Raw genomic sequence first — 6,864 nt, 5'->3', positions numbered from 1 at the left:
TTTTGGTGATGAGCGCAATGTGCCGCAAACCGATAAGAATAGCAATTACTTGATGGCAAAAAAAGCGCTGTTTGAGCCTTTGTATATTGATAGCGATCATATTTTCCCGGTTGATACAACGCTAACTCCAAAAGAGGCTGCACAAAAATATGCCGAAACTATAGCAGAGTTTTTTGACGAGGATGAAATGAGTTTTGACCTGGTATTATTAGGTTTAGGTGATAATTCGCATACCGCGTCACTGTTCCCACATACCCCGGTTTTGCATGACCTAACCCCATCGGTAAAAGAAGTTTGGCTGGAAGATCAGCAGGTGTACCGCATCACCTTAAATGCCCCGCTAATTAATGAGGCAAAATACATTGCCTTTTTAGTTTATGGCGAAGGTAAAGCAGAGGCTGTGCACCATGTATTGGAGGATAATGAGGATATTGAAAATTATCCTGCGCAATTGATCGATTCTATTACCGGCGAGGTAGAGTGGTTTTTGGATGAAGCGGCGGCAGCTAAGTTGGAAAATCAATAACATCTGCTTTTCAGTCTAAGTGCCTATTTTATTATTTTCTCCTAAATAATTGCCTGCCTTTACTTTAAGGCGATGGCGCAAATTTACTTATTATTCGCCCTCGAAGCCCCTTTATAACTATTACGTTTTCGTATAAAAATGAGGTGTAATAGCCTTTAACTATTATAATATTTTATACTTTGCGGCATAAATAATAACAATAAGTAAGATGAGTTTTGAAGATCAGATCAAATCCATATTCGTAGAAGAAAGCCGGATACCGGAAGAATTCAGGATAGAAGAGATCCACCAACGCGAATATTTATGTAATGGTGAAATGAAAAAATGGGATGGCCCGGTTAGCGAGGTTTATTCGCCGGTTTGCATTCCCGGGCCCAATGGTTTGCAACGCAAACTAATAGGCACCTATCCCATCTGTACAGAAAAGGAAGCCAACGAGGCTTTAGAGGCGGCTATAGCCGCTTATGACAATGGCCGGGGCGAATGGCCCACCATGAGCATTGACGGCCGTATAAAGTGCCTGGAACAGTTCATTTTTAAAATGATAGAACAGCGCGGTTTGGTAGTTAAACTCATCATGTGGGAAATAGGCAAATCATACACCGACTCTGCCAAAGAGTTTGACCGTACCATCGAATACATCAATGCAACTATTGACGCGTTGAAAGATATAGACCGCCAATCGTCACGCTTTGAAATATCAGAGGGTGTTGTTGCGCAGGTACGTCGTTCGCCTTTGGGTGTTGTATTATGTATGGGGCCATTTAACTACCCGCTTAACGAAACCTTTACTACATTAATACCCGCCCTAATAATGGGCAACACGTTATTATTTAAACCGCCTAAGCATGGTACGCTTTTGCATTATCCATTGCTTAAGGCATTCCAGGAATCGTTCCCTAAAGGGGTGGTTAATACGGTTTATGGCCGGGGCGCGGTGGTAACGCCGGGCCTAATGGCTACAGGCAATATTAATGTCCTGGCATTTATTGGGTCAAGTAAGGTAGCTAATGATTTGAAAAAGCGTCACCCTAAAATAAACCGGCTACGTGCTGTTTTAAGTTTGGATGCCAAGAACTTAGCTATCATCACCAAAAATGCCGATCTGAAACTGGCTGTTAACGAGTGTATTTTAGGTTCATTATCATTTAACGGGCAACGTTGCACCGCTATAAAGATCATCTATGTGCACAAAGACGTAGCCGATGAATTTTTAAAACTATTAAGCGAAGCCATACCTAAATTGCCATTTGGTTTACCATGGGATAAAGACGTTAAATTAACACCGTTACCCGAACCGCATAAGCCCGATTTCCTGAAAGAAACCATCGCCGATGCTGTTGCAAATGGTGCAAGGGTTGTTAATGAAAATGGTGGTGCAACTGCTGCTTCATTTGTTTACCCTGCTATTTTATATCCTGTTAACGATAAAATGAAGCTATTCCGCGAGGAGCAGTTTGGCCCGGTTATCCCGGTAGTGCCGTTTACAAATATTGAAGAACCAATTGCCTACCAGATAGATTCGCCGCATGGCCAGCAGGTAAGTATTTTTAGCGAGAATGCCAATGAGATCGCTGCGTTGATAGATCCGTTTGTTAACCTGGTTAGCCGGGTTAATATCAATACCCAATGCCAGCGCGGACCGGATGTATTTCCATTCACCGGCCGTAAAGACAGCGCAGAAGGCACCCTTTCTGTGCATGATGCTTTGCGCGCTTTCTCTATACGCTCCTTGGTTGCTGCTAAATTAAATGAGGCCAACAAACACCTTATTAACGAAATTGTTAATGATAACTCATCCAATTTCCTGAGTACGAAGTTTATACTATAGCGCTATTTCAGACTTACGAAGTAATTAAACTTCGTAAGTCTTTGATGCATCTTGTTACACGTGTGGTGAAACAAAATGTAACAAGTGTAACAATATTTCGACCTAAAATATTGTTTATGAGTTAATTACGAAAAAGTGGTGTAACAAAATGTAACAACTTATTCGTCAGTATTTTTAGGTGCGATTTAAAGTTTTATCATTGATAATCAAATGATTGCAAATTACCAATTTTTGCAGTGGTGAAACAAGATTTTGAAACAAGATTACCTAAAACATATTCAGTAATCTCTATTGCTCTACCGGGTGCTTTATCAGGTAAAGCCCGTCTTCAATCAACTTTTTAAGCTCGGGTAGCGCCGCTGCCTTATCCTTTAAAAATTGGGTTATTATTAAGGCTAATTCCTGTTCATCGTTTTTATGATCCAGTATTTCTAATACCTCTAACGCACATAACCAATCTTGCGGAAAATCCTGTTGAAGCTGATCCCAAATGTATGGCAGGCGGTCATACCCCGACTTCTGTTCGCGGCAGTTCCGTACCCGTTGATATAACCGGTGCAGGTTTAGTTTTTGTTCTGAGTAAGTTGGATGATAGGTACTGGTTTTGGGGCTGTAACCAATTTCTTCAAATGTATTTTTATCGGCGGCACCGCTGTAAACCGATATAATGCTTTCGCCAACAGCCATATCATACACACCCCATGCCGGGTCGAACAGTATTTGTCCATCTGCTGATTTTACGGTACAATCTTCAAAAGTAATAAGCAGGGTTTTACCATTTTTAACCAAAAGAGTTTTTACAATTCCTTTTAAATTTATTCCGCTTTCAAAACTTAGCTGCGCCTGCTCGCCTACACTTACGCCAACTGAAAGTAGTTCGTCCCTATTAAAATCTTCAAAAGGTGTATCATATCCTTTTAACCGTCCAACCGGCGAGCTAAAGCCATCTTTATGATAATCCTTTCCATGGCCGTTTAATTGTTTATCCGCATAAGCCAATGCCGCAGGGCCGGTAAGTTTGATAAACGCGGGTTGCCCGTTAGCATCCTTCATAAAATTGGTTAATGTACCCGACACCTGCAGGCCCGAGCTATAAACCACGGTGCAGGTATTGCCGCTTTCTACGGCTTTTTGCAAACCATAACTACCTCCAATACGAAAAGACATTTTATCTGCAAATTGCTCCAAAACAGCTATCAGGTTTTGGAAAGTTGGGGTTACAAATAATTGTTGTTGCGGTTGGGTAATATCATAAGCATAGTTCACCGCTTCGGGTGTATACCAAAGTTTTTTTACATGAGGCTGCATACAAGTTGCACTTTCGCCGATAGATGATAATAAACCTGCTCCGTATATCTTTGGTTTTTCAAGTGTGCCTATCAGGCCATACTCTACCGTCCACCAATGTAAGCGGCTAAGTAATGCCATTTCTGATGGTTCGCCCATATTTTGCTGCCAATAGGCCACCTGCTCCTCTGCGTTTTTTAGCCCTATCGGATCGGCATCAGGCATTTCTTTCAGGATAGACAACGCACGTATAGCCTCATACAATTCATAGTCCTGTGCCGAAAACATTGCTTTTGCACCTATCGATCCAAAATAACTTAAATATTGATGATAATCCGGGTCGGCGATAATAGGCGCGTGCCCGGCAGATTCATGAATAATATCCGGCGCAGGTGTATATTCAATATGTTTTAGCTGGCGTATATCCGCAGCAATAACCAATACTTTGTAAGCCTGGTATTCCATAAAGGCCGCGGGCGGTATAAAGCCATCAACGGTAACAGCGCCCCAGCCAATTTTTGCCAGGGCATGGTTCATTTCCTGCAGCCGGGGAATATGGTCAATGGTCAACCCCGCTTTTACTAATCCGGGGATATAAGGATAAAAGGCTACATCCGTTAAATAGCTAAACTTTTGGCGCATTATATAGCGCCATACGGCCTGGTCAATAGGCGTATAATGCTCGTAGTGTTGGCCTACAATATATTGCCTGAGGTGGTTTGGCAATGCAGCTACCTGCGGATTATTAAAGTCTTCGAAGTCCATTACATATTTTTTAATCTATTTAACAACCGCCCGAAGAGTCGCACGGTGAGTCCTCGCCGTCCTGCAAAAACGCGCGCCGTCTATTCACCCGGTCATCCCTTTGCTCGACCACCTCTCTCTTCGCCTTTTTGCGTAAAGAGGGTATTCGGGGCTTTTATAAGTTCCCCCTTAGTTCCTGTTCCCTTTCAATTGCCTCAAACAACGCTTTAAAATTACCTGCACCGAATGATTTAGCACCTTTACGCTGTATGATCTCGAAAAACAAGGTTGGCCTGTCCTCTACCGGTTTGCTGAATATTTGCAATAAATATCCCTCATCGTCGCGGTCAACCAAAATACCCAGCTTTTCCAGCGGACCCAAATCTTCATCAATATGTCCTACACGCGCGGTCAATTCTTTATAGTAAGAGGTTGGTACGGTTAAAAACTCAACACCCCGGCTTTGCAAATCGGTTACTGTTTTTATAATATCATGTGTGGCAAGGGCTAAATGCTGCACGCCTTCATCCTCATAAAACTCTAAATACTCTTCAATTTGCGATTTCTTTTTGCCTTCCGCAGGCTCATTTATCGGAAATTTCACATAGCCGTTTCCGTTACTCATCACCTTACTCATCAGGGCAGAATATTCTGTCGAGATCATTTTATCATCAAACGTAAGGATGTTTTTAAAACCCATTATATCTTCATAAAAACTTACCCACCCATTCATTTTATGCCAGCCTACATTGCCCACGCAATGGTCAACATACAACAGGCCGGCATCCTTTGGCTGATAATTGGTTTCCAACTTCTGGTATCCCGGCAAAAACAATCCTTTATAATTTTTTCGTTCGATGAAAAGGTGCACCGTTTCGCCATATAACTTAATGCCACTGGTGCGCACTTCGCCAAATTCATCGGTAATGGTTTGCGGCAGTTGGTATGGTTCTGCACCACGAGCGGTGGTTTGTTCAAAGGCATCGTAAGCATCGTCAACCCATAGGGCTAAAACTTTTACACCATCGCCGTGCTTTTTTATATGTTCGGCTATTGGGTGGTCAGAGTGCAGGGGCGAGGTCAATACCAGCCTAATCTTTCCCTGCTGCAAAACATACGATGCACGATCGCGCACGCCAGTTTCAGGCCCGGCGTAGGCCAGGTCCTGAAAGCCGAACGCTGTTTTATAATAATATGCAGCTTGTTTGGCATTGCCTACGTAAAACTCCACGTAATCGGTACCGTTAAGCGGCAAGAAATCGGCAGCCTCCTCTAAATCTCCCCTGGTAGAAGAGGTTTTTTTATTTTCTATTATTTGTATTGCCATGATATGGATAAATATTATGTTCTTTTAATCTGTTTTAAACAACCCTCTTTCCCGCTAGCGGAAGAGACCGACTTGCAATGAACGTACGCCGTCAACTCACCCGGTCATCGCTTTACCCGACCACCCTCTCTTCGTCTTTGGCGTAAAGAGGGTTATTGATGCTGTTTAGCTTATCCAACTCTTATAATAATTCTCATCTTCAATTTTAACCGCATCTTCAGTTATCATCAACGGGTGAAAGGGGTCTATCATGACCGCCAGTTCATCTGTTGATTCCTTACCGATAGATCGCTCTACCGTACCCGGCGCCGGCCCATGCGGTATACCGCCGGGATGCAAGGTAATCTGACCTTTCACTACACTTTTACGACTCATAAAATCACCATCTACATAATATAGCACCTCATCGCTATCCACATTACTATGATTGTATGGCGCAGGGATAGAAAGCGGGTGATAATCAAATTTGCGTGGCACAAAAGAGCAGATCACGAAGTTATTTCCCTCAAAAGTTTGGTGTACGGGTGGTGGCTGATGCAGCCTACCGGTTATCGGCTCAAAATCATGGATGGAAAATGCCCATGGATAGTGAAAGCCATCCCATCCCACAAAATCAAACGGATGTGTGCCGTATATATAAGGATATATTAATCCCTGCTTTTTGATGAGTATTTTAAAGTCGCCTTTTTCATCATTCGTTTGCAGGTTTTCGGGCCGGCGAATATCACGCTCACAATAAGGCGCATGCTCCATTAGTTGTCCATAACTATTTAAATAACGTTTTGGCGAACGAATAGGGCTAAAGCTTTCTACTATAAACAGGCGGTTGGCTTCTGTATCAAATTCCATCTGATAAATAGTACCGCGTGGAATAATCAGGTAATCGCCATAAGCAAATTTGATATTGCCGAAACCTGTTTTTAAAGTGCCTGTGCCTTCGTGTATAAAAACCACCTCATCGGCCTGGCTGTTCTTGTAGAAGTAGTCGGTCATTGATTTACGCGGAGCGGCAAGCGAAATATGCAGATCATTGTTAACCAAAACTGGTTTGCGGCTTTGCAAATAATCATCGGCTGGTTCTATATTAAACCCCAGCAGGCTGGTATGCTTCAAATGTTTTTCGCGGGCTATTTTTGGCGCTACCGAATA

5 protein-coding genes are annotated in these 6,864 nt (G+C 42.7%); 2 read left to right on the top strand and 3 right to left on the bottom strand.

Translation table 11 applies throughout. The features are described 5' to 3' along the window. Both pgl and JWP71_RS12665 read left to right on the top strand, forming a co-directional pair. A partial coding sequence (pgl, locus tag JWP71_RS12670; RefSeq protein ID WP_299500544.1) for a 6-phosphogluconolactonase occupies positions 1-526 on the top strand: 526 nt, incomplete at its 5' end. Between the two features lie 208 nt (positions 527-734). Next, a complete protein-coding gene (locus tag JWP71_RS12665; protein WP_299500538.1) occupies positions 735-2,357 on the top strand; it encodes an NADP-dependent glyceraldehyde-3-phosphate dehydrogenase in 1,623 nt (540 codons plus the stop codon). 288 nt (positions 2,358-2,645) lie between these two features. Here the strand turns inward: JWP71_RS12665 and JWP71_RS12660 are convergent, their stop codons facing one another. From JWP71_RS12660 to JWP71_RS12650, 3 genes are all read right to left on the bottom strand, one after another. Beyond that, positions 2,646-4,409 (bottom strand): aromatic amino acid hydroxylase, encoded by a 1,764-nt coding sequence (locus tag JWP71_RS12660; protein WP_299500533.1) that lies wholly within the window; start codon positions 4,407-4,409, stop codon positions 2,646-2,648. Between the two features lie 154 nt (positions 4,410-4,563). Then, positions 4,564-5,715: a 4-hydroxyphenylpyruvate dioxygenase gene (hppD, locus tag JWP71_RS12655; protein WP_299500527.1), complete on the bottom strand. Its 1,152-nt coding sequence runs from the start codon at positions 5,713-5,715 to the stop codon at positions 4,564-4,566. 165 nt (positions 5,716-5,880) lie between these two features. Beyond that, a partial coding sequence (locus JWP71_RS12650; protein ID WP_299500521.1) for a homogentisate 1,2-dioxygenase occupies positions 5,881-6,864 on the bottom strand: 984 nt, incomplete at its 5' end.

This window comes from Mucilaginibacter sp. (assembly GCF_028287845.1).
In the GTDB taxonomy this organism is placed as follows: Bacteria; Bacteroidota; Bacteroidia; order Sphingobacteriales; family Sphingobacteriaceae; genus Mucilaginibacter.
This window is presented reverse-complemented; position numbering and strand designations above follow the sequence as displayed.

Bases quoted from the DNA above. Each gene is read 5' to 3' on its own strand.
- JWP71_RS12660 (WP_299500533.1), bottom strand. From the start codon at position 4,409: ATGGACTTCGAAGACTTTAATAATCCGCAGGTAGCTGCATTGCCAAAC.
- JWP71_RS12665 (WP_299500538.1), top strand. From the start codon at position 735: ATGAGTTTTGAAGATCAGATCAAATCCATATTCGTAGAAGAAAGCCGG.
- hppD (WP_299500527.1), bottom strand. From the start codon at position 5,715: ATGGCAATACAAATAATAGAAAATAAAAAAACCTCTTCTACCAGGGGA.